22 protein-coding genes and 1 pseudogene are annotated in these 19953 nt (G+C 61.7%); 14 read left to right on the forward strand and 9 right to left on the reverse strand.

The genetic code is table 11. The annotated features are described in order from the left end of the window. The first annotated feature begins 43 nt into the window (after positions 1 to 43). Positions 44 to 877: a glutathione-dependent disulfide-bond oxidoreductase gene (gene yghU, locus ATH90_RS11085; RefSeq protein ID WP_069023070.1), complete on the forward strand. Its 834-nt coding sequence runs from the start codon at positions 44 to 46 to the stop codon at positions 875 to 877. Between the two features lie 81 nt (positions 878 to 958). On the opposite strand, the gene ATH90_RS11090 is transcribed toward yghU, so the two are convergent. Then, positions 959 to 1831, reverse strand: a complete 873-nt coding sequence (locus ATH90_RS11090; protein ID WP_034103870.1) for an undecaprenyl-diphosphate phosphatase — start codon at positions 1829 to 1831, stop codon at positions 959 to 961. A 179-nt stretch (positions 1832 to 2010) separates the two neighbouring features. Here ATH90_RS11090 and ATH90_RS11095 point away from each other — a divergent pair, with 179 nt between their 5' ends. After that, entirely contained in the window at positions 2011 to 2517 is a 507-nt protein-coding gene (locus tag ATH90_RS11095) for a GNAT family N-acetyltransferase (protein WP_034103871.1), read from the forward strand. Here ATH90_RS11095 and ATH90_RS11100 read toward each other — a convergent pair. After that, a complete protein-coding gene (locus tag ATH90_RS11100; RefSeq protein WP_098466255.1) occupies positions 2495 to 3439 on the reverse strand; it encodes a GlxA family transcriptional regulator in 945 nt (314 codons plus the stop codon). The two genes, ATH90_RS11095 and ATH90_RS11100, sit on opposite strands and share 23 nt — an antisense overlap. A gap of 173 nt (positions 3440 to 3612) precedes the next feature. On the opposite strand from ATH90_RS11100, the gene ATH90_RS11105 reads away from it, so the two are divergent. The 3 genes from ATH90_RS11105 to ATH90_RS11115 all read left to right on the forward strand — a co-directional run bounded on the left by ATH90_RS11105 (position 3613) and on the right by ATH90_RS11115 (position 6132). Next, a complete protein-coding gene (locus ATH90_RS11105) occupies positions 3613 to 4254 on the forward strand; it encodes a TetR/AcrR family transcriptional regulator (RefSeq protein WP_098466256.1) in 642 nt (213 codons plus the stop codon). Continuing rightward, complete coding sequence (locus tag ATH90_RS11110) at positions 4251 to 4928, forward strand: type 1 glutamine amidotransferase domain-containing protein (protein ID WP_034103875.1); 678 nt, start codon at positions 4251 to 4253, stop codon at positions 4926 to 4928. The genes ATH90_RS11105 and ATH90_RS11110 overlap by 4 nt, the downstream gene beginning before the upstream one ends. Before the next feature lie 79 nt (positions 4929 to 5007). After that, positions 5008 to 6132 (forward strand): alkene reductase, encoded by a 1125-nt coding sequence (locus tag ATH90_RS11115; protein ID WP_098466257.1) that lies wholly within the window; start codon positions 5008 to 5010, stop codon positions 6130 to 6132. Positions 6133 to 6200: 68 nt separating this feature from the next. Here the strand turns inward: ATH90_RS11115 and ATH90_RS11120 are convergent, their stop codons facing one another. Beyond that, the gene (locus ATH90_RS11120) at positions 6201 to 7199 is read right to left on the reverse strand and encodes an NAD(P)H-quinone oxidoreductase (RefSeq protein WP_098466258.1); all 999 of its coding nucleotides are present in this window, start codon (positions 7197 to 7199) and stop codon (positions 6201 to 6203) included. A gap of 198 nt (positions 7200 to 7397) precedes the next feature. Between ATH90_RS11120 and ATH90_RS11125 the strand changes: the two genes are divergently transcribed. Both ATH90_RS11125 and ATH90_RS11130 read left to right on the forward strand, forming a co-directional pair. After that, a complete protein-coding gene (locus ATH90_RS11125; RefSeq protein WP_034103879.1) occupies positions 7398 to 8273 on the forward strand; it encodes a LysR family transcriptional regulator in 876 nt (291 codons plus the stop codon). A 76-nt stretch (positions 8274 to 8349) separates the two neighbouring features. Continuing rightward, positions 8350 to 8736 (forward strand): DoxX family protein, encoded by a 387-nt coding sequence (locus ATH90_RS11130; protein ID WP_098466259.1) that lies wholly within the window; start codon positions 8350 to 8352, stop codon positions 8734 to 8736. 46 nt (positions 8737 to 8782) lie between these two features. Here the strand turns inward: ATH90_RS11130 and ATH90_RS11135 are convergent, their stop codons facing one another. Further along, positions 8783 to 9601, reverse strand: coding sequence for an alpha/beta fold hydrolase (locus ATH90_RS11135; RefSeq protein WP_098466260.1), 819 nt, complete (start codon positions 9599 to 9601; stop codon positions 8783 to 8785). A 166-nt stretch (positions 9602 to 9767) separates the two neighbouring features. On the opposite strand from ATH90_RS11135, the gene ATH90_RS11140 reads away from it, so the two are divergent. Next, positions 9768 to 10835, forward strand: coding sequence for an NAD(P)-dependent alcohol dehydrogenase (locus ATH90_RS11140; RefSeq protein ID WP_034103885.1), 1068 nt, complete (start codon positions 9768 to 9770; stop codon positions 10833 to 10835). A gap of 154 nt (positions 10836 to 10989) precedes the next feature. On the opposite strand, the gene mntP is transcribed toward ATH90_RS11140, so the two are convergent. Further along, the gene (mntP, locus tag ATH90_RS11145) at positions 10990 to 11553 is read right to left on the reverse strand and encodes a manganese efflux pump MntP (RefSeq protein WP_098466261.1); all 564 of its coding nucleotides are present in this window, start codon (positions 11551 to 11553) and stop codon (positions 10990 to 10992) included. A gap of 1100 nt (positions 11554 to 12653) precedes the next feature. Between mntP and ATH90_RS11155 the strand changes: the two genes are divergently transcribed. Next, a complete protein-coding gene (locus tag ATH90_RS11155) occupies positions 12654 to 12905 on the forward strand; it encodes a hypothetical protein (RefSeq protein WP_141537474.1) in 252 nt (83 codons plus the stop codon). Between the two features lie 23 nt (positions 12906 to 12928). Here ATH90_RS11155 and ATH90_RS29710 read toward each other — a convergent pair whose 3' ends face one another. Next, positions 12929 to 13051 (reverse strand): hypothetical protein, encoded by a 123-nt coding sequence (locus ATH90_RS29710; RefSeq protein ID WP_280523642.1) that lies wholly within the window; start codon positions 13049 to 13051, stop codon positions 12929 to 12931. Between the two features lie 132 nt (positions 13052 to 13183). Continuing rightward, complete coding sequence (locus tag ATH90_RS11160) at positions 13184 to 14056, reverse strand: LysR family transcriptional regulator (protein WP_069023088.1); 873 nt, start codon at positions 14054 to 14056, stop codon at positions 13184 to 13186. Between the two features lie 93 nt (positions 14057 to 14149). Here ATH90_RS11160 and ATH90_RS11165 point away from each other — a divergent pair, with 93 nt between their 5' ends. Genes ATH90_RS11165 through ATH90_RS11180 form a run of 4 tightly spaced genes read left to right on the forward strand, consistent with a single transcriptional unit; the run spans position 14150 to position 16831 of the window. Further along, entirely contained in the window at positions 14150 to 14698 is a 549-nt protein-coding gene (locus ATH90_RS11165; RefSeq protein ID WP_098466263.1) for a DUF4865 family protein, read from the forward strand. A gap of 46 nt (positions 14699 to 14744) precedes the next feature. Continuing rightward, a complete protein-coding gene (locus ATH90_RS11170; RefSeq protein WP_098466264.1) occupies positions 14745 to 15332 on the forward strand; it encodes a histidine phosphatase family protein in 588 nt (195 codons plus the stop codon). 12 nt (positions 15333 to 15344) lie between these two features. Further along, on the forward strand, positions 15345 to 16100 hold the full coding sequence (cobF, locus tag ATH90_RS11175; protein WP_098466265.1) for a precorrin-6A synthase (deacetylating): 756 nt from the start codon (positions 15345 to 15347) through the stop codon (positions 16098 to 16100). A gap of 11 nt (positions 16101 to 16111) precedes the next feature. After that, entirely contained in the window at positions 16112 to 16831 is a 720-nt protein-coding gene (locus ATH90_RS11180) for an alpha/beta hydrolase (protein ID WP_098466266.1), read from the forward strand. A 76-nt stretch (positions 16832 to 16907) separates the two neighbouring features. On the opposite strand, the gene ATH90_RS11185 is transcribed toward ATH90_RS11180, so the two are convergent. Further along, the gene (locus ATH90_RS11185) at positions 16908 to 17462 is read right to left on the reverse strand and encodes a DcrB/PsbP domain-containing protein (protein WP_069023099.1); all 555 of its coding nucleotides are present in this window, start codon (positions 17460 to 17462) and stop codon (positions 16908 to 16910) included. A 72-nt stretch (positions 17463 to 17534) separates the two neighbouring features. Then, entirely contained in the window at positions 17535 to 19343 is a 1809-nt protein-coding gene (locus tag ATH90_RS11190; RefSeq protein WP_069023101.1) for a monovalent cation:proton antiporter-2 (CPA2) family protein, read from the reverse strand. A gap of 84 nt (positions 19344 to 19427) precedes the next feature. Between ATH90_RS11190 and ATH90_RS11195 the strand changes: the two are divergent. Beyond that, positions 19428 to 19773 (forward strand): annotated as a pseudogene (locus tag ATH90_RS11195) (XRE family transcriptional regulator). Positions 19774 to 19953: the final 180 nt, after the last annotated feature.

Below are 19953 nucleotides of genomic sequence, written 5' to 3' on the forward strand. Positions count from 1 at the left end.
CTGGAGCGCTTCGCTGATCGCAAGCACGTCTGGAGCAGTAAGCATGACCGATTACGTACCCCCGAAAGTGTGGACCTGGGACACCGAAAGTGGCGGCACCTTCGCCAGCATCAACCGGCCGATTGCCGGCGCGACCCATGACAAGGAACTGCCGGTGGGCAAGCACCCGCTGCAGCTGTATTCCCTGGCCACGCCTAATGGCCAGAAGGTCACGATCCTGCTGGAGGAGTTGCTGGCCCTGGGCCACAGCGGTGCGGAATATGACGCCTGGCTGATCAAGATCGGTGATGGCGACCAGTTCGGCAGCGGATTTGTTGGCGTGAACCCGAACTCCAAGATCCCGGCACTGTTGGACCGCAGCGGTGCCACACCGATTCGGGTCTTCGAGTCCGGGGCAATTTTGCAGTACCTGGCGGAGAAGTTCGGGGCGTTCTTCCCGACTGAACCTGCGGCTCGCGCGGAATGCCTGTCATGGTTGTTCTGGCAGATGGGCAGCGCGCCGTACCTGGGGGGGGGGTTCGGGCACTTCTATGCGTACGCGCCGAGCAAGATGGAATACGCGATCAACCGGTTCGCCATGGAGACCAAGCGGCAGCTCGACGTACTCGACCAACGCCTGGCAGTGAGCGAGTACATCGCCGGGGATGAATACACCATCGCCGACATCGCCATCTGGCCCTGGTATGGCGGGTTGGTCAAAGGCCGCTTGTATGGCGCGGCGGAGTTCCTGTCGGTGCATGAATACAAGCACGTATTGCGCTGGGCGGATGCGATTGACGCGCGGCCAGCGGTGCAGCGGGGGCGGCGGGTGAACCGGGTGTCTGGCGCACCTGAGGAACAATTGGCCGAACGGCATGACGCCAGCGACTTGGACTAACGGTCTGAGAGGGTCAAAACGGTGGGAGCAGGCCAGCCAGCTCCCACATTGGAGGTGGGCTGGGTTCAGAGCATTGTCGAATCAGCTCAACAGCCCAGTGCTTACCGCGACAATCAGGAAGACCCCCAGCAGTGCGCGGTAGATCACAAACGGCCAGGTGGAGAATCGCTCCAGGAACTTCATCAGCCCCCAGATCGCAAAAAACGCCGAGACACTCGCCACCACCAGGCCGAACAGCAAATGCGGCCAGGCATGCACGGGCAGGTCGGCATGCAGCAACGCCCACAGTTCCTTCAGGCCCGCCAGGGCGATGGCCGGCAGGCCCAGCAGGAAGGAAAACCGCGCGGCTTCCTCACGCTTGAAATTGAGGAACAGCGCGGCGGTGAGGGTAGAACCGGAGCGCGAGACGCCCGGAATCAACGCACCAATCTGTGCAATGCCCACGATCAGCGCATCCCGCAGGCGCATCTGACCCATCTCCCGGGTGTGGCGTGCGCGCACTTCCGCCACCGCCAACAGCACCGCCATCACCACGCAGGAAATGCCGATCACCCCCAAGCCGCGCAAGGGCGAGTTGCAGGCATTCAGCGTCGAAGACAACGCCAGGCCGGCAATCCCGATGGGAAGGGTTGCCAGTACAATGGCCACGGCCAGCTTGAACCACGGGTCGTTGTAGTCACCCCGGCGCACCGCGCCGATGCTGCCGGTGGTCACTTGGCGCACATCGCGCCAGAAGTAGCTGACCACCGCCGCCAGCGCTGCCAACTGCATGGCCGCAGAGAACGCCGAGCCGGGGTCCTGCCAGCCGAGCAGGGCGGGTACCACGCGCATATGGGCGGTGGACGACACCGGCAACAGTTCGGTAATGCCCTGGATCACGCCCAGGATGAAGATCTGCAGGTAATCCAGGGAGGCAAAACCCACATCCAGGCCGGCGGAACAGACGTTGGTCAAAATACGTGTCCTTGAAAAAGGGGAGGCAATTTCGCGGAGTTTATTCGAAATGTTTCAGGGTTTTGGCGGAGGCAACACCTATTTGCAATCGGTTCAGCAAGTAGAAAGGTTGGCCGCTCTAGTGGACTGTCCGTGGGTTTTGTGAACAATGTCGACCTGCATTCCTGACCGAGAGCCCCATGCCTGAAACCACCGTCGAACTGATCCAGACCGGCCCGGAGCACGCCGAGCTGATCCGCAATCTCTACCAGTACTACGCTTATGAGTCGTCGGACTGGGAACAGGAAGATGTCGAGGCGGACGGCCGCTTCTACATCCATGACGAACACCTGACCCGTTACTGGCAAGACCCGCAGTGGAGCGCCAACCTGCTGTTGGTCGATGGCTACATTGCCGGCTTCCTGTTGATCGAAGGCAGCGAACTGCCGGGCATCGACGCCCTGGAACTGGCCGACCTGTTCATCCTCAAGCGCTACCGCCGCAAAGGCATCGGCCGCGCCATCGCCAGCCAGGTGCTGTGCAGCGGCGAGGCCAATTGGCTGGTGCGGTTCTATGACCAGGACGAAGTGTCCCAAGCGTTCTGGCGCTCAGTGCTGGATAACCTGCCGCGTCCGGTGCAGACGATTGAACTGGAGGATGAACCGCAGTTGGTGAGTTACCTGATTACGCGGGCGGCGTTGCATTAAAGGCTTGCTGCATCACCTGCGGCGGCTGCCCAAACGCCCTTAAAAATGCTTGGCGCATGCGCTCGCGATCGCCAAACCCGGTTTCGCGGGCCACCACTTCAACCGGATGGCGACTGGTTTCCATCATCGCCCGGGCGGCTTCTACCCGCAGGGACTCGACGGCCTTGGCCGGCGTTTGCCCGGTTTCTTCACGGAACACCCGGCTGAACTGGCGGGGGCTGAGCCGAGCGACATCGGCCAGGGCTTCCACCGACAGGTCGTGGGTCAGGTTCTCGCGGGCGTATGCCAGGGCCAGTTGCACGCGGTCCGATTTAGGGTCCAGTTCCAACAGCGCTGACAACTGCGATTGCTCACTGCCGCGACGCTGGGCGATCACCAGCTTGCGTGCAATGCGCCGGGCCAGGTCGCTGCCCAGGTCGTTTTCTACCATGGCCAGTGCCAGGTCCACGCCGGCGCTCATGCCGGCGCCAGTCCACACGTGGCCGTCGACGATAAACAGCTTGTCTTCTTCCAGGCGAATGTCCGGGTAGCGCTTGCGAAAGGCCGGTGCGTGGATCCAGTGGGTGGTGGTGCGCTTGCCTTCCAGCAGGCCGGCTTCGGCCAGCACAAAAATGCCCATGCATAACGAGGCGACGCGTCGCGACTGGGCGGAGGCGGCCTTGACCAGTTCCAGCAGGTTGGCTTCCGGCAGGCGGAATTCCAGGTAGCCACTGACGATCAGGGTGTCGTAGCCCTGCGGACGGATCGGCGTGGTATTCACCGAGAACCCCTGGGAAGTCATCACCGCGCCACCGCTCTGCGACACCAGGTGAAATTCATAGGCCGGCTCGCCGCGCAGCAGGTTCGCGCACTCGAACACCGAACCCAGGCTGAGGCTCAGGGATTGGAAGTTCGGGTAAACCATCAGCGCAACGCTGTGCATCGTCATTCTCCAAGGGGCGCGGGAGAGGGGATTGTCGGTGCGTGCACGTTAAACGGCAACCGCCATCGCGTCATGTCCGGAATCCTTGCGGATCTGACATTGTGCGAGATTGGCCCCGCTCCTAACATTCCCTCAACGAACTAGACGACTGGTCTAATCGGACGGGATGAACAATGAACCACGAAGCCAAAAGTGCAAAACAGACCATTCTGGATACGGCGCAACGTATTGTCGGCCGCAAAGGATTTTCTGCGGTGGGCCTGAACGAAATACTGCTGGCCGCCGAAGTACCCAAAGGTTCGTTCTATCACTACTTCAACTCCAAGGATGCGTTCGGCGTTGTATTGCTCGACCACTACTTCGACCACTACGTGCACGGCATGCAGCAACTGTTCGACGCGCCGGGGTTAACCCAGCACGCCAAGTTGATGCGTTATTGGCACTGCTGGATCGACAACCAGACCGGCTGCTCCGACGCAGGCAAATGCCTGGCCGTCAAACTCGGTGCAGAAGTGTCAGACCTTTCAGAGCCGATGCGCCTGGCCCTGCAACGCGGCACGGCACGCACCATAGGGTTGCTTGCCAAGGCCCTGCAACAGGGGGTCGAAGACGGCTCGGTAGTCATTACGCAACACCCCGAAAGCCTGGCCCAGCGCCTGTATGCGTTGTGGCTGGGGACCAGCGTCATGAGCAAAATCACCCGTACAGCGGCGCCTTTCGACGAGGCGCTGGGGCTGACCCGACAGCTGTTGGGACAGCCTGGACACACCGACGCTCACACCGACAATCACACCTATCGAGGCACTGGAAAATGAAAGTATTAATGGTACTGACCTCTCACGACCAGCTCGGCGATACCGGGCGCAAGACCGGCTTCTGGCTCGAAGAGTTTGCCGCTCCCTATTACGCGTTCAAGGACGCCGGTGCCGACGTGGTGCTGGCTTCTCCTGCCGGCGGCCAGCCGCCGCTGGACCCGGTCAGCGACCAGCCGGACTTCCAGACCGAGCAGACCCACCGCTTCGCCGCCGACCCGGCTGCACAACAGGCCCTGGCGACCACGTTGAAGCTGGACACGGTCAACGCCGACGACTTCGACACCGTGTTCTACCCAGGCGGCCACGGCCCATTGTGGGACCTGGCGGAATCGCCGGTGTCGATCGCCCTGATCGAGTCCTTCGAACGCGCGGGCAAACCGATCGGCTTTGTCTGCCACGCACCGGGCGCCTTGCGTCACGTCAAGGCGGTCAACGGTGAGCCGTTGGTCAAGGGCCGTCGTGTCACCGGGTTCTCCAACTCGGAAGAAGCCGCGGTGGAGTTGACCAAGGTGGTGCCGTTCCTGGTGGAAGATGAGTTCAAGAAGTTGGGTGGCCATTATGAGAAGGGGGCCGATTGGCAGTCCTTTGTCATTACCGATGGTTTGCTGGTCACCGGGCAAAACCCTGGCAGCTCCAGTGATGTGGCCAAGGCGCTGCTGAAACTCACCGCTTAAGTTAATTAACCGTTCGATTCATTGGCGACTGTCATCAGTCGCCAATGCTTTAGCGTGTCCGCAATGTGGAAGTTATTAAATGAATGACCCTATTTTAAGCACCCCGGTAAAACTGGGGCACCACACACTGAGCAACCGTATTGTCCTGCCGCCGTTGACGCGCCAGCGCAGTGCCCAACCGGGTGATATCGCCACCGACTTGATGGCCGAGTATTACCGCCAACGTGCCACGGCCGGTTTCATGGTGAGCGAGGGCACGCAGATTGAACCGCGTGGCCAGGGGTACGCGTGGACACCAGGCATCTACACCCCGGCGCAGATCGACGGCTGGCGCAAGGTCACCCAGGCGGTGCATGCCGAAGGCGGGGTGATCTTCGCCCAGTTGTGGCATGTCGGCCGTGTGTCCCACAACGCCTTGCAGCCAGAAGGTGGCGCACCCGTCGCACCGTCGGCAATCCAGGCACTGCAGGCCAAGGCCTTCATCGAAACGGCGCCGGGCGAGGGTGAGTTGATGCAACCGCCGGTTCCGCGCGCCTTGACGGCCCTCGAGATCGAGGAACTGGTCGGGCACTACGCCCAGGCAGCACGCAATGCGCTGGATGCCGGGTTCGACGGCGTGGAAATCCATTCGGCGAATGGTTACCTGGTCAACCAGTTCATCTCGGCCCACGCCAACCAGCGTGATGACGAGTACGGTGGCTCGCTGCACAATCGCTTGCGTTTTCTACGCGAGATCGTCGAAGCCGTGAGCGCCGTGGTCGGCCCGGAGCGCCTGGGGGTGCGTTTCTCGCCATTGTTCAGCGGCACCGATCAGGACCGTGTGTACATCGGCCTGGTGGAAGACGACCCGCATCACACCTACATCGAAGCGATCAAGGTGCTGGAAGAATCGGGCATCGCCTATGTGTCCATTGCCGAAGCCGACTGGGACAACGCCCCGGTGTTGCCGGAATCGTTCCGCCGCGCGGTGCGCGATACCTTCAGCGGGCGGATCATCTACGCCGGTCGCTACACCGCTGAGCGCGGTGCTGATTTGGTCGAGGCGGGGCTGGCGGACTTGATCGCGTTCGGGCGGCCATTCATTGCCAACCCGGATCTGCCACAGCGGCTATTCAACGGGTGGCCGTTGAATCCTTTGCGGGCTGATGGGCTGTATGGCGGGACAGAAGCCGGGTATATCGACTACCCGGTGTACGCCCAATAGCCTTGCAGCACTGACCCATGTGGAAGCTGGCTAGCGATGCCAGCTCCCACAAAAGCCAGCCCCCGGTGTTATTGCACCCGCAACACAATCTTGCCGATATGATCGCCGCCCTCCATCCGCGCATGGGCCTGGGCGGCGTCGGTGTATTCGTAGACTTTGTCGATGATCGGCAGGCACCGCCCGGCGGCCAGCACCGGCCATACGTATTCGCGTAGCTGTTCGGCAATCGCGGCCTTTTCATCCCTGGTGCGTGCACGCAACAGCGAGCCGGTAATCACCGCGCGTTTGCCCAGGATGCTCAACAGGTCGACGTCGTTGGCCTTGCCGCCACCGAGGAAGCCCAGCATCACCAAGTGGCCGTCCATGGCCAAGGACTTGATGTTGTTGTTCAGGTAGGAGGCTCCCATGATGTCGAGGATCACGTTCACGCCTTTGTCAGCAGTCTGCTTGGCAATGACCTCGGCAAAGTCCTGCTCGCGATAATTGATCGCTTCGGCGCCCAGCTTGGTAATCGCTGCACACTTGTCGGCACTGCCGGCAGTGGCGAAGGCCTGGATACCGAACTCGCGGCACAGCATCAGGGCGGTGGTGCCGATGCCGCTGGTGCCGCCGTGGATCAGCACGCGCTGGCCTTTGTGTGCCCCGCCGAGACCGAAGAGGTTGGCCCACACGGTAAAGAAGGTCTCCGGCACGGCGGCGGCCTGAATCCAGTCCATGCCCTCGGGGATCGGCAGGGCCTGGCTGGCCGGTACGCTGCAGAACTGCGCGTAACCCCCGCCATTGGTCAAGGCACAGACTTTGTCACCGATGACGTATTCGCTCACGCCATCGCCCAGCGCGACCACTTCCCCGGCCACTTCCAAGCCTGGAATCGGGCTCATGCCGGGTTTCATCGGGTACTTGCCTGCACGTTGCAAGGCATCGGGGCGGTTGACCCCGGCGGCATGCACGCGGATCAGTATCTCGCCGGGGCCGGCGACCGGCACCTCGGCCCGGCGCGGTTGCAGCACTTCAGGCGCGCCGGGGGTAGTGATTTCGATCAAGGTCATTTCTTTGGGAAGCGTCATTTCAGATTACCTGCAGCGATGAGCGTATGGGGTGGGACCGTGTCGAGCGGTCGGCGGTTCAGCGCAATACTGTCCAGCGATTTCCAGGCTGGCACGTCAGAAGTTTTTCTCTGGGGACCAGTGTATCCAGGATTGTTGATGCAATAATGCTGCGATTTGGCAGCGCTGCGATGCATTTATGCAGCATTGGAGGCATCGATGAATTGGGATGATGCACGGGTGTTCCTGGCGGTTTGCCGCGAGTCGACGTTGCGCGGCGCCGCCAGGGTATTAGGTGTGGACCAGGCCACCGTGGGTCGAAGGATCAACGCCCTGGAAAAGTCCTTGAACGCCACCTTGTTCCTGCGCACCCGCGAGGGCTATGCGCTCACGGCGGTCGGCGAAGCGGCGTTGCTGTCGGTGGCGAACATGGAGCGCTCGGCCCTCGACCTGCAACGCCAGGTCCAAGGCCTGGATGACCGCCTGACTGGCACAGTACGGGTGACCACCACCGATTCCCTGGCCATCGACTTCCTGATTCCGGCCATCGCCCGCCTGCACGACAAACACCCCGACGTGCGCGTTCAACTGGACGCGTCCACCCAGATCCTCAGCCTGGCCAAGCGCGAAGCCGATATCGCCGTGCGCAATACTCGCCCGGACAACCCCGACCTGATCGCCCGGCGCATTGCACGGTGGCCGGTCGGGCTGTTCGCATCCCAGGGCTACATCGACCGCCACGGTGCGCCCGAACCCGGCAGCCTGTTCGAAGGCCATGACCTGGTGGCCTACCAACCCTACCTGCAAGGCCAGAAAGACCTGACCCTGGTCTCGGAACCCCTGGGGCGCGGGCGCATTGTCGCGACCTTGAGTTCCAGCCTGCTGGTGCGCCGTTCCATCGCAGCCGGCATTGGCATCGGCGAGATCCCGGTGCACACCGGCGAGATGGATGGGCTGGTGCGCCTGTGGCCGCAGCGCACGCGGCCATTGCCATATGACGTCTGGCTGGTGACCCACGCCGACCTGCGCCACACCGCACGGGTGCGCGCAGTGATCGATGAAATCGTCGCGGCGTTCGCGGGCACGGGGGACTGAGGTCAGCACAGGCTTGCAAGCGTGCGGCGGGCGTTGTCGACACAATCGACCTGTATGTCAACCACCGAGAGTACGTATGCACGAATCGAAACGTCAGGACCTGGGGCTATTGTTTCTGCGCGTCAGCGGGGCGTTGTTCCTGTTGTGGGTACATGGCTTGCCCAAGCTGCTCAACTACAGCGAGCAATTGAAACTCATCGAGGACCCGTTCCACCTGGGCGCGTCGGTCACGCTGCTGCTGGCGATATTCGCCGAAGTGTTGTGCCCGCTGCTGATCATGGCTGGCGTGCTGGTGCGCCTGGCGTGCCTGCCGGTCCTCTGTGTGCTGCTGATCGCCTTGGGGGTGGTGCATCCGGAGTGGACGCTGTTCGAGGCGCAGTTCGGCTGGCTGCTGCTGATCATTTTCACCGCCTTGTTGATCAGTGGGCCGGGACGCCTGGTGCTGACTCAGCGTTTCTCTTGAGCAAAAAAAGGCCGGGCAAGCCCGGCCAAACAAGGAGAGGGTGTTTTCAGCGGTTCAGGAACGCCAGCAGGTCTTCATTCAACGCCTGGGCATGGGTTACAGCGAACCCGTGGGGGGCGTCCTTGTACACCTTCAGCTCGGCGCCCTTGATCGAGGCGGCCGCTACTTTACCGGTGGTTTCGAACGGCACGACCTGGTCACCGTCGCCATGGATGACCAGGGTTGGCACGTCGATCTTGGTCATGTCCGGACGGAAGTCGGTTTCGGAGAACACGGTGACGCAATCCACGGTGGATTTCAGTGACGCCAGCAGGGCGATTTGCAAGGTCTGGGCCTGTACGCCGGCGGAGACCTTCTGGCCCTTGTTGATGCCGTAGAACGGTGTGTTGAAATCGCTGATGAATTGCGCGCGATCCTTCAGCAACTCGGCCTTGAACCCGGCGAACACGTCGAGCGGCACGCCTTGTGGGTAGTCCGGCTTCTGGCCGAACAGCGGCGTCACCGCGCCCAGCAACACCAGGCCGGCAACGCGGGCACTGCCATGGCGGGCGATGTAGCGGGCGACGTCGCCACCGCCCATGGAGAAGCCCACCAGGGTCACGTCCTTGAGGTTCAGGTGCTCGATCAACTGGGCGATATCATCGGCGAAGGTGTCGTAGTCGTTACCGGTCCACGGCTGGTCCGACCGACCAAAGCCACGGCGGTCAAACGCGATGGTGCGAAAACCGCGGCTGCTCAGGTATTCCATCTGGTATTCCCACATGTCCGCATCCAGCGGCCAGCCATGGCTGAACAACACGGGCTTACCGCTGCCCCAGTCCTTGAAATAAATCTGGGTACCGTCTTTGGCAACGAAGGTGCTCATGGAAAACTCCTGTGAGGGTGGGCAAAACAATTCAGCCTCACTATTGCGTTAAACCGGACGAAGGGCTTGTACGCGTGTGCTCGGTTGAACGGTTCGGCGTCTATGCTGGTCCACTGATCTCTTACGTCGGATCACACACAACCGTCAGATCACACAGGTGAACGAAATGGCCAAGACTTACAGCTACGCCGCCCAGAACGCCAAGGATTCCCTCAAGCCCTTTACCTTCGAGCGCCGCGCGCCGGGGGCTGATGACGTACAGATCGATATTCTCTATTGCGGCGTCTGCCACTCTGACCTGCACACCGCGCGCAACGAGTGGAACAACACCCTGTATCCCTCCGTGCCCGGCCATGAAATCGTTGGGCGCGTCACGGCGGTAGGCGCCAATGTGCAAGCGTTCAAGGTCGGTGACCTGGCCGGCGTCGGTTGCATGGTCGACAGTTGCCAGCACTGCGCGTCCTGCGCCGAGGGCGAGGAACAATACTGCGAGAACGGCTTTACCGGCACCTACAACGGTCCGGTGTTCGGCGGCGAAAACACCTTCGGCGGCTATTCGGACAGCATCGTGGTCAAGGAAAAGTTCGTGCTGCGCATCTCCCATGACGATTCCAACCTGGCGGCCGTGGCGCCGTTGCTGTGTGCGGGTATCACCACCTATTCGCCACTGCATCACTGGAAGGTCGGCCCCGGCAAGAAGGTCGGCGTGGTCGGCTTGGGTGGCCTGGGCCATATGGCGGTGAAAATCGCGCATGCCATGGGCGCTCATGTGACGCTGTTCACCACGTCACCCAATAAGCGCGAAGACGGCCTGCGCCTGGGCGCCGATCAAGTGGTGGTGTCCAAGAACCCGGACGAAATGGCCAAGGTCGCCAACAGCCTGGACTTCATCCTCAATACGGTTGCCGCGCCGCATGATCTCGATGCGTTCCTCAATCTGCTCAAGCGCGACGGCACCATGACCCTGGTCGGTGCCCCCGACAGCCCGCACCCGTCGCCGACGGTATTCAACCTGATCTTCAAGCGTCGCAGCCTGGCCGGCTCGCTCATTGGCGGCATCCAGGAGACCCAGGACATGCTGGATTTCTGCGCCAAGCATGGGATTGTCTCGGACATCGAAATGATCGATATCCAGGGCATCAACGAGGCCTATGAGCGGATGCTCAAGGGGGACGTGAAGTACCGGTTCGTGATCGACATGGACAGCCTGAAAAAAGAAAGCCACGCCGCCTGATACCCCCGATGACGCATCGGTGCTAGCGGCTCTTTGCGGGAGATGGCTTGCCTGCGATACAAGCACCTCGGCATTTAAGATGCACCGAGTTGATTGCATCGCGGGCAAGCCCGGCTCCCACATAGAGCGGCCATTTTGAGTGGTGGGCGGTGCTTCAGGCCGAGAGATGTTCGTACAGGATCGTCGCGCCCACCATCATCAGCACCCCACCACCGACCATCTCGGCGCGCTTGCCCACCACCGTGCCCAACGCTCGTCCAAGCATCATGCCGAGCGTCACCATGGTCATGGTCGCCAGGCCAATCGCGGCCGCCGCCACCAGGATGTTCACGTCCACAAACGCCAGGCCAACGCCGACCGCCAGTGCGTCGATGCTGGTGGCAAACGCCGTGACAGCCAGGATCATGAACGAATGCTGGGTCGGTTTCTCGGCTTCTTCATCATCGGCCTTCAACCCGTTCCAGATCATGTGCAGCCCCAGCCCGACCAACAGGGTGAAGGCGATCCAGTGGTCCCAGTTTTCCACCCAGCGCGTGGCCGCGTGACCGATGGCCCAGCCGATCATCGGCGTGATGGCTTCGATCACGCCAAAGATCAGGCCAGCGCGCAGGGCTTCGGTGAGGCGGGGTTTATGCAGGCTGGAGCCTTTGCCGATGGCTGCCGCAAAGGCATCCGTGGACATGGCCAGGGCGAGGAGGATCAGGGAAATGGGGTTCACGGTAAGGCTTCCAGTCGGGCTATATGAGACAACGACACAGCCACGCGCCCGACTTCAGGCATGGATGTGTCGCTGGTCTCACCAACCGAAAAGACGGTGTTCGCACCACGGCAGGTTGCCGAATATGTTGATACGAACGCTTCCGACGGGATCAGAAGCCGGTTACTCCCCAACGAGGTGGGCGATCTTAGGCGAGCGGATATGAAAATTCCGTTAAACGAGTCTGCTACATCACGCGGGCGGCGGTGCAGGGGGTGTGGTGGTGACCGCTACCTAATTGAAGTCCGCGATCCAAAAATCTGGGAGCGGGCTTGCCCGCGAAGGCGCCCTGACAACCAAACACTGTCTACCTGTCACCCCACGATCCAAAAATGTGGGAGCGTGCTTGCCAGCGAAGGCGCCCTGACATCCAACCACTCTCTACCAGTCACCCTACGATCCAAAAATGTGGGAGCGGGCTTGCCCGCGAAAGCGGCCTGACAGCCAACCACTGTCTACCTGTCACCCCACGATCCAAAAATGTGGGAGCGGGCTTGCCCGCGAAGGCGCCCTGACAGCCGACCACTGTCTACCTGTCACCCCACGATCCAAAAATGTGGGAGCGGGCTTGCCCGCGAAGGCGGCCTGACAGCCGACCAGGAGATTGGATCAGACCGGGTACATATCCGTTATCTAGGTAACGGCTGCTAGGGGTTCCGCTCTTACAGCGGGTCACTTTGGAAAAGCCCCAAAGTAACCAAAGGGCTCTTGCCCCAACACTCGGCACCTCGCCTAGGCTCGGTGTGCCCGTAATCCGACAGGGATTTGGGGGGCCGCCGCCACGCGCCCTCCATGGCGCGGGGCGGCTAAACCGGCATCCCTGCCGGTTTACCCCCCAAATCCCTGTCGAATTCCGGCCAGCGTGTTTGATGGGGCGCCTGAGATCAAAAGCAGGATCAAGAGCAGGATCAAGAGCAGGATCAAGAGCAACAGCGGCTCGCTTCGCATCGTGGTTAGCGGTAGTTGCTACTTTGGGCGATAGGGCGGCTGCTTTGCAGCCGGTCTACATGGAGGTCGAGGAAGATGAATCGCTTTCTCGGGTCCGCGGCGGCCATCTCCAGTTGCTCATCGATCAGGGCGCGCGCCTGATCAACCGACAGTTCGCACTCATTGCCTTGGGCGTCCGCGCACCGCAAGGGCGCTTGGCAGAGCTGCGCGATGTCACACGCCTGATAGCCGTCGATGCGTCTGGCGCCGGGTGCCGGGCTTGCGATGGCGCGCCAGGCAGCCTGGGTATCGACGTGCTGCTGGAGTCCCCGGCACCTGTGCTGCAACTGTTGCAGGTGCTGGAATCCGTGGAGCACCGAGGGTAGATAATCGTCGTTGAAACGTGAGGTCAGCGCAGGTTGTTGTCCAGAAGCTGGGCGTAGTTTTTGATCTCGACGTAGTGCTTGAACACTGCCAGGGCCAAGGCCAGGCGATCAAGTTGAGTATTGCGAGAGTCAGCGGTGTGATTCATGGCGAGCCGTGCTGCTGCAAGTTGAGCGTGGAGTGTGTCAGGCGCGAAAGCCCAAGGCCATGCCCGGCCGTTGTCCATGTTAATCCTCGCGCCCGGCGCCATCGTCAACGGCTTTCGCCGGCAGGTCGACTGCTACACGGGACTGCGTAGGACGCCGCGGAAGGTGGCGCTCAGTGCACGCAATGTTTCCCTGGAGCGGCTATCAGTGATGCGACTGTGCAGGACGACTTCGCTCACGGGTAAGGCGGGCAAGCCGTATTGCTCGCTTACGTCTACCGTGCCAGACGGTGCCACGCGGTGGGCGAGGGCGGCGATGCCCAATCCGGCGCTGACGGCTGCGCCCACGGCCATGACGCCACCGCCGACGAATACTTCTGTCCAGTCGATGCGCGCGGTGTCGAGGGCGCGTGTCGCCAAGTGGCGCACGCCGCAGGGCGCGGCCATGGTCGCCATGCGCAGTGGCGTGCCGGGCGTGTGTTGCCAGGTGGGTGCGGCGAACCAGCCGAAGCGCTCCACCACCAACACTTCGCCGTCCTGGCGGTCGCCCTCGTTGCGCACGATCACCGCGTCCAGTTCGTTGCGATCAAAGGCGGCGACCAGGTCGCGGGAGGAGGCGATGCGCACTTCGAGGATCACCAACGGGTCATACGCCGCCAGTCGGCTGAGCCACGTCGGCAGGTCGGGGCCGGCCACGTGGTCGCTGATGCCGATGACCAGGCGCCGCCGTGCAGGGTTGCCCATATCGCCCAAGGCGCGTTCGTGGGCATGGAGCAAGGCACGGGCGGCGACGATGAAGTGTTCGCCCTGGGGCGACAGCCGCACGTGGCGAGGCGTGCGTTCGAGCAGGCGATAGCCGAGGCGCTCTTCCAGCCGTTTGAGCTTGAGACTGATCGCCGCCTGTGAGGTGTCGAGGGCTTCGGCGGCGCGGGTGAAGCTGGCGAAGTCAGCCACCCGCACGAAGGCCTGCACGGTATCGATGTCCAGCGGTTTGGGCGCGTCGGTCATATCGGATCCTTATCGCACTTATATCGGGTGATATCTTGTTGAAATCATCGGCGCTGCGCAAGCTCAACCCTCATCTTGCACAGGAGTTCGCGCATGTTTGCCAAACAGTATTCGCACCGCTTGCCCGCTGACTACGACATGGCTGTGATTCGCCGGCGCGCCGCGCAGTTGGGGCCGCTGTGGGATAACGCAGAGGGGTTGCTGTTCAAGGCATTTGTCGCCCAGGAGCACGGGGCCAATGTGTATTCGTCGGTGTACCTGTGGGCCGACCCGTTGCAGGCCGCTGACTTTTTGTTGGGCGAGCGCTTTCAGAAAGTGCTCGACAGCTTTGGGCGCCCGCATGTCGAGAGCTGGTTGCCGCTGGATGTACAGCGTGGCCCTGCGCTGGGCGCGTTGAGTCTTTATCGGGAGGAATGGCCACTGGCGCCTGGAGCCAATCGGGCCGAGATCCTGGCCGAGGAGAAATGCCGCAATCGACAGCTGGCGCTGAGCAATGACACGTTTGCGGTGTTCCTTGCGCTGGATGTGCAGGCGTGGCGGTTGTTACGGTTCACCTTGTCGGACAGCGCGCTGGACGCCGAGCATCGCGGCACGGGTTACCAGGTGTTGTATCTGGCACAGGGCGTTGCACCCTTGCGCTAACTAAGCCAGTCTTGGTGGCCTCATTCTTGTCGTTGAAGCGATTGTGATGCAGGCCACTCGTTTGACACTCATTTGCCATGCCGTGACACCGCTGCAAAAAAGGGGCAGTTTTCCCGATGACGAGTCCGTTGCCATGGATTGGCAAAAAGCGCAGTTGTCCCTTGCCGACCGTTACAAGAAGAACCTGCGCCTATTGTGTGGACCCGAGGCGCGGACCCGGCAAACGGCAGGCATGTTCGGCAGCCATCCCATCGTTGATCAAGCCTTGCGCGACGGTGACTTTGGCCGTTGGAAAGGCAAGGGCATCGACGAAATTGATCGCGATGAGTTGTCGGATTGGCGGCGCAACAGCGCCAGTACCGCTCACGGCGGGGAATCCGTGGACCAGGTGTGTGCCCGGGTTAGCCGGTGGATGAAATCCCTGGAGTCCCAACCTGGCCATGTGGTGGCCGTCACCCACCCCTTTGTGATCCGCGCCGCGGTGCTGTACGTCATGCAATGTCCGATCTCGATGTTCTACTTGATCGACGTCGAGCCGTTGTCCGCCACCGAACTGCGCTTCAACCACGCCTGGCGGCTGCGCCTGGAAACTCACGCCTGGCCACATGAACATGGCAAAATCCACGCCCCGTAATGAGAGCAACCCATGAAACGCATCCTGATCATCGGCATTGGCGCCGGCAACCCTGACTACATCACGATGCAGGCCGTGAAAGCGCTCAACCGTACCAACGTGTTTTTCCTGATGGACAAGGGCCAGAGCAAAGACAAGTTGATCGACCTGCGTCGCGAGATCTGCGAGACCTACATCACCGAACCCGGCTACCGCTTCGTCGAGGCCGATTGCCCCGAGCGTGTGCGCGGCAACATCGATTACACCACCGCCGTGCAAGACCTCAACCGCGATAAGCAACAGACCTTCGAACGCATGATCAACGAAGAAATGGCTGACGGTGAAGTCGGCGCTTTCCTGGCTTGGGGCGACCCAGCCTTGTACGACAGCACCATTCGCATCCTGCAGGCGATCCTGGCGAGTGGCCGCTGCACCTTTGAGTTTGAGGTAATCCCTGGCATCACCAGCGTGCAGGCCCTGGCCGCGCAGCACAAAGTGCCGCTCAATCGCATTGGCAAGTCGGTCGAAATCACCACCGGGCGCCGCCTGGCGGCGGGGCAGGCCAGCGATGCCGACACCCTGGTGGTCATGCTTGACGCCGAAGACTCCTACCGCACGGTGGCGGACCAGGACCTGGATATCTACTGGGGCGCCTACCTGGGGACTCCGGATGAGATCCTCATCAGTGGCAAAGTGAGCGAAGTGGCTGAACACATAGAGCGGGTGCGCAAGGCGGCACGCCTGGAAAATGGCTGGATCATGGACACTTATCTGCTACGCAAACCCTGAGGTAACGTCCCATGCTCAAATTGTTTGCCCTGGCGCTGACCCTGGTGGTCGGGGCCGCTCATGCCGACGAGACGCTGCACACCGATTTGCCGTTGTCGTACCTGGAGCAGACCCAGGGCGACGCACGCAATCAGCCACTGGTGATCTTCCTGCACGGGTTTGGCAGCAACGAGGAAGACTTGTTCGGCATCAAGGATGCGCTGCCGTCCACCTGGACTTACCTCTCGGCCCGTGCCCCGATGCCGGTAGACCCGCACGGCTATCGCTGGTTTACCAAGACGCCCGGTGACGGCGAGTATGATGGCGAAACCGCCGACTTGCAGCGCAGTGCCAAGCTGATCGAAGACTTTGTCGGCAAAGCCACCACCAAGTACCACACCCAGCCTGACCGAGTGTTCCTGGTGGGCTTCAGCCAGGGCGCGATCATGTCCTACGAGGTGGGCCTGCGCCGGCCGGCGCTGGTGCGTGGCATTGCGGCCTTGAGTGGCAGCGTGTTGCCGGTGCTCAAGGCTGAGCTCAAGCCGGATGCATCACTGGGTAGATTGGCGATCTTCATCGGTCACGGCACCCTGGACCAGGCGCTGCCCTACGCCTCGGCGACGCGGGCGAACGAAGTGTTGACGGGGTTGGGGTTAAAGCCGGAGTTTCATGGGTATCCCGGCATGAACCACACCATCAGCGAAGCAGAAGTGCAGGACCTCAAGGCCTGGCTGGAAAAAAGCCTGAAATAAACGCGGTCAGAAAATGTGGGAGCGGGCGTGCCCGCGATAGCTCCCACATTGGATCGACGTTGCTTGGGGCGCCAGGTTATTTCCCGCCGGTAATCTGCTTCACCAACGCCGCATGCCCTTTGGCATCATCTGCCCGCGAAATCGCCTGGATCACCAGAAGATGGTTGCCCGAACCGCCCAGGAATGTGGAATTCAGCGTCTTGCCGCCGCCTTGAGTGGCGGTGCTGTCGACCTGGCGCAGGCCCAGGCCTTTGACGGTCAGTTTCTTCTCGCTCTGTTTCTTGAAGTCGGGCAGGGCGGCGCTCTGGTCCTTGACGAAGCCAGCCACGGCGCCATCCAGGAATTGCGCGTCGTTATCGCCGATGTTTACCCCGTCCTTTCGCACGGTTTCGGCGACGATCACCACACTTTTCGTGGTCTGGTTGGCGTACAAGGTGCCTTGGGTGTCGGCGGTGCCCTCTTCAGCCTTGCCGGTGGGCAAGGTGTCGGCAACGTAGGCCTTGGGCAGTGTGAAGGTGAACTTGCCGCCCAAGGTGGAGATGGTTTGCGTGGTCGGCTTGGATGCGGCGAATACACTACCTGCGGTCAGCGCGAGGGCCAGCAGGGCGGCGGTCTTGGTGAAAGTGGCCATGAAGCGCTCCAGGGGTGAACGAAATTGCGCCGTATTCTGTCAGAATTTTCGCAAAATCGTTCACCTGTAGCCTCACACCTTGTCGGACTCTTCCTCAAGTCGATCCATCTCAAACAGCCGCGCCAGTTCTGCCCGGGCTTCCTGAGCGGTTTGCATCACCTTCGCCGCATCGTCGTACACCGCGTGTTGCGCTGCCAGCACTTGCAAATCGTGGTTCTTGAAGCGGGTGATGCGTGCATCGGCCTGTGCCTGGCTCAAGCCGAGGCCCACCAGGGTGCGTCGGCTCATCTCCAGGCTGGAGTAGAACGTTTCGCGAATCGGCGAGGCGTCCAGGTCCACCAGGCGGTGCACGTGCTGGCGGTTACGTGCACGGGCGATGATCTTCATGTGCGGGTAGAGGTTGCGCACCTGTTCGGCGGTCTTGATGTTGATCTCCGGGTCGTCCATGGCGATCACGAAGAACTCTGCCTGGTCGACCTTGGCTGCGTGCAGGATCTCGGGGCGTTGCGGGTCGCCGTAGAACACCGGCATGCCGCCGAAGCTGCGGGTCAGCTCGATGGTCTCCACGGAGGTGTCCAGGGCGATAAACGAGATGTTCTGCGCGCGCAGGATCCGCGCCACAATCTGGCCCATACGACCCATGCCGGCGATGACCACGCGCGGCGCGTCGCTCTCGATGGTGCGGTATTCCTCCGGTACTTCCACCGGCTTGACCTTGGGCTTGAAAAGCTTCGGGCACACCAACAGCAGCAGCGGTGTCACGGCCATGGACAAGGTGATGGTCAGTACCAGGATGTCGTAGAGGTGTGGTTCGAACAGGCCCTGGTCGCGACCGATCTTGAACACCACGAAGGCAAACTCACCGCCTGCTGCCAGCACTACGCCCAGGCGCAGGGCGCTTTCGCGGTTGAGGTCACCGACCCACCGGCCCACAGCGTACAGCAACGGCAGTTTCAGCCCGATCAGCAGCAGCGTCAGCCCGATCACTACCAGCGGCGAGCTGAGCAGCAGGCTGAGGTTGGCGCCCATGCCCACGCTGATGAAGAACAGGCCCAGCAACAGACCCTTGAACGGTTCGATCTGGGATTCCAGTTCGTGGCGGTACTCCGAATCCGCCAGCAGCAGGCCGGCAAGGAAGGCACCAAGGGCCATGGACACGCCCACCAGCTCCATCAACCACGCCGTACCAATCACCACCAGCAGCGCGGTGGCGGTGGACACTTCACGCAGGCCGGTCTTGGCGACGATGCGGAATACCGGCCGCAACAGGTAGCGTCCGCCGATAATGACCACCGCGATGCTGCCGAGGATCTGCAACACATGCTGCAGGCCTTGGGCTTCGGTGGTCGGGTGATCGCTGCCCGCCAGCAGCGGCACCATGGCGATCAGCGGGATTGCAGCGATGTCCTGGAACAACAGGATGGCAAACGCCAGGCGGCCGTGGGGCTGGTTCAGCTCCTTGCGTTCGGCCAGGCTTTGCAGGCCAAAGGCGGTGGACGACAGCGCCAGGCCCAGGCCCAGCACGATTGCGCTGTTCCACGACTGGCCAAACAGCCACAACGCCACCACCCCCATGACCAGCCCGGTAAGCAGTACCTGCGCCAGGCCCACGCCAAACACCGCCTTGCGCATCACCCACAGACGCTTGGGCGACAGTTCCAGGCCGATGATGAACAGCAGCAGCACCACGCCCAGCTCGGAGAATTGCGCGACGCTTTGCGGGTTGCCGATCAGGCCCAGTACCGACGGGCCGATGATGACACCCGCGAACAGATAACCCAGCACCGCGCCCAATTGCAGGCGTTTGGCCAGGGGCACGGTCAGCACGGCGGCGAGCAGGAACACCACGGCTGCTTGTAACAGGTTGCCTTCATGGGGCATTACGAACTCCAGGATCTTCAAAGCCAGTCTACAGACGGGTATTAGAGCGCTTTTTACCTGTCGATAATTGTGTTTTTGCTGCGTATGCGTGTGATAGCGCTGCATTTTTACACGGGGCTTAAGGGCCTGGAGTCGTTCCGCAAGGATGTGCAAGCAATTCGCCGACCTCTGCGTGCCGAAGCCCAGCAGCTGTTCCAGCAGCACCTGCAGGGATTGTCTCTGCATGAGCTGCGCAAGCTCAGCAGTTGAGCCAGCAAAGCCTGGCCAAGGCATTGAACATCAACCAGGCGGCCGTCTCCAAGATGGAACGGCGTACCGACAGGTACATCAGCACGTTACGCGACTCTATCCGTGCGATGGGGGGGGCGAGCTGGAGATCATTGCGAGGTTTCCCGATGGTCAGCTCAAGATCGACAACGTTGCCTGCTGAACGCGGTTGCCGACGCCTGGCCTTGTACCGGGCATCCACCCATGGGCCACTCTCGCGAACCCACCCCTCGCCATGCGCGCTTTCGTACGGGGCGTCGACACCGTCCCTTTCAGTCGGGATTCCGACCCGTTGGCGCTGTCGCGTTCCAGCGTCAGCCAACCGGTCCCCGACCTGAAGGGG

This window comes from Pseudomonas lurida, from assembly GCF_002563895.1.
Taxonomy (GTDB): domain Bacteria; phylum Pseudomonadota; class Gammaproteobacteria; order Pseudomonadales; family Pseudomonadaceae; genus Aquipseudomonas; species Aquipseudomonas lurida.

What these genes read in the sequence shown, in the direction of transcription:
- yghU (WP_069023070.1), top strand. Translation starts at nt 44, where the DNA reads ATGACCGATTACGTACCCCCGAAAGTGTGGACCTGGGACACCGAAAGT.
- ATH90_RS11095 (WP_034103871.1), top strand. Translation starts at nt 2,011, where the DNA reads ATGCCTGAAACCACCGTCGAACTGATCCAGACCGGCCCGGAGCACGCC.
- ATH90_RS11100 (WP_098466255.1), bottom strand. Translation starts at nt 3,439, where the DNA reads ATGCACAGCGTTGCGCTGATGGTTTACCCGAACTTCCAATCCCTGAGC.
- ATH90_RS11105 (WP_098466256.1), top strand. Translation starts at nt 3,613, where the DNA reads ATGAACCACGAAGCCAAAAGTGCAAAACAGACCATTCTGGATACGGCG.
- ATH90_RS11110 (WP_034103875.1), top strand. Translation starts at nt 4,251, where the DNA reads ATGAAAGTATTAATGGTACTGACCTCTCACGACCAGCTCGGCGATACC.
- ATH90_RS11115 (WP_098466257.1), top strand. Translation starts at nt 5,008, where the DNA reads ATGAATGACCCTATTTTAAGCACCCCGGTAAAACTGGGGCACCACACA.
- ATH90_RS11120 (WP_098466258.1), bottom strand. Translation starts at nt 7,199, where the DNA reads ATGACGCTTCCCAAAGAAATGACCTTGATCGAAATCACTACCCCCGGC.
- ATH90_RS11125 (WP_034103879.1), top strand. Translation starts at nt 7,398, where the DNA reads ATGAATTGGGATGATGCACGGGTGTTCCTGGCGGTTTGCCGCGAGTCG.
- ATH90_RS11130 (WP_098466259.1), top strand. Translation starts at nt 8,350, where the DNA reads ATGCACGAATCGAAACGTCAGGACCTGGGGCTATTGTTTCTGCGCGTC.
- ATH90_RS11135 (WP_098466260.1), bottom strand. Translation starts at nt 9,601, where the DNA reads ATGAGCACCTTCGTTGCCAAAGACGGTACCCAGATTTATTTCAAGGAC.
- ATH90_RS11140 (WP_034103885.1), top strand. Translation starts at nt 9,768, where the DNA reads ATGGCCAAGACTTACAGCTACGCCGCCCAGAACGCCAAGGATTCCCTC.
- ATH90_RS29710 (WP_280523642.1), bottom strand. Translation starts at nt 13,051, where the DNA reads ATGAATCACACCGCTGACTCTCGCAATACTCAACTTGATCGCCTGGCC.
- ATH90_RS11160 (WP_069023088.1), bottom strand. Translation starts at nt 14,056, where the DNA reads ATGACCGACGCGCCCAAACCGCTGGACATCGATACCGTGCAGGCCTTC.
- ATH90_RS11165 (WP_098466263.1), top strand. Translation starts at nt 14,150, where the DNA reads ATGTTTGCCAAACAGTATTCGCACCGCTTGCCCGCTGACTACGACATG.
- ATH90_RS11170 (WP_098466264.1), top strand. Translation starts at nt 14,745, where the DNA reads ATGCAGGCCACTCGTTTGACACTCATTTGCCATGCCGTGACACCGCTG.
- cobF (WP_098466265.1), top strand. Translation starts at nt 15,345, where the DNA reads ATGAAACGCATCCTGATCATCGGCATTGGCGCCGGCAACCCTGACTAC.
- ATH90_RS11180 (WP_098466266.1), top strand. Translation starts at nt 16,112, where the DNA reads ATGCTCAAATTGTTTGCCCTGGCGCTGACCCTGGTGGTCGGGGCCGCT.
- ATH90_RS11185 (WP_069023099.1), bottom strand. Translation starts at nt 17,462, where the DNA reads ATGGCCACTTTCACCAAGACCGCCGCCCTGCTGGCCCTCGCGCTGACC.
- ATH90_RS11190 (WP_069023101.1), bottom strand. Translation starts at nt 19,343, where the DNA reads ATGCCCCATGAAGGCAACCTGTTACAAGCAGCCGTGGTGTTCCTGCTC.